This is a genomic window from Jidongwangia harbinensis, assembly GCF_020216025.1.
Classification (GTDB): Bacteria; Actinomycetota; Actinomycetes; order Mycobacteriales; family Micromonosporaceae; genus Actinoplanes; species Actinoplanes harbinensis.
Map to the genome: position 1 here is coordinate 1 of NZ_JAIWNC010000109.1, position 1,262 is coordinate 1,262.

Here is a 1,262-nt window from a genome sequence, read left to right on the forward strand (position 1 = left end):
ACCGAGGTCCCAGCCCCGATCAGTCGGGAACCCGCCGACCACATCACGACCGTCGGCCAGCAACTCCCACAGATCCTCCGGACTACGCACCCCACCCGGGTAGCGACACGCCATCGACACGATCGCGATCGGCTCGTCCGTGCCCACCGCGACACCCGGCAACCCGGCCGCGGACGTGACGACCGTGCCGACCAACTGCTCACGCAGGTAACCGACCAGCGCTGTGGGAGTGGGATAGTCGAACGCCAGCGTCGCGGGCAGCTTCAACCCGGTGATCCGGCCAAGCCGGTTACGCAACTCCACCGCCGTCAGCGAATCAAACCCCAGGTCCCGGAACGCCCGGTCCGGGGTGATCTCCTCCACACCGGCATGACCCAGGACCGCAGCAACCTGAGTCGTCACCACCTCCAGCAACAGGTGATCACGATCCGCCTCGGTACGCCCGGCGAGTTGGTCGAGCAGTCCGACGGTGGTGGTCGTGTCGCTTCCGGCTTCGGAGCGCGGTGCGGCCTCGGGGATCGACGAGAGCAGTGGCCAGGAGCGTGACGACCAGTACGCCGCACCGAACTGCTCCCAGCGGACGTCGACCGCGATCTCGGTCGGATGCCCGGTGGCCGGCAGCAGGCCCATCAGCGGCGTCGCCGATTCCGGCGGCAGCAGCCCGAGACCGTGCCGGGCAAGCCGGGCCGGGTCCTCGTGCTGGTGCGCCATACCCACCTCGGCCCACGGACCCCAGCCGATCGACGTCGCAGCGAGACCCCGGCCATGACGATGCTGCGCCAAGCCATCCAGATAGGCGTTGGCCGCGCCGTACGCGCCGCCGCCCGCGCTGCCCCAGACACCGACGATCGAGGAGAAGAGCACGAAGGCGTCCAGCGGCCGGTCACCCAGCAGCTCGTCCAGGTAGCGCGCGCCGGCCGACTTACCGGCGAGGGTACTGGCCAGCAGGGACACGTCGAGATCCTCGACGGCGGTGCTGAACGGCACACCCGCGGTGTGCACCACGGCCGTCAGGTCATCACCGGCCTCAGCAAGAGCGGCGGCCACGTCGGCGCGCTCACCCATGTCGCCGGCCACGATCGTCACCCGCACACCGGCCGCGGTCAGCTCCTCGACCAGTTCCGCCGCTCCGGGGGCGTCCAGGCCGCGGCGGCTGGTCAGGACCAGATGCTCCGCACCCTGCCCGGCCGCCCACCGGGCCACCGCGACGCCGAGACCACCGGTACCACCGGTGATCAACACCGTGCCCCGCGGCGTCCACA

General features: G+C 70.8%; 1 protein-coding gene. It reads right to left on the minus strand.

Annotation, left to right across the window (positions count from 1 at the left end):
• On the minus strand, nucleotides 1-1,262 hold a 1,262-nt coding region (locus LDL48_RS43195; protein ID WP_225261006.1), incomplete at both ends, for a beta-ketoacyl reductase.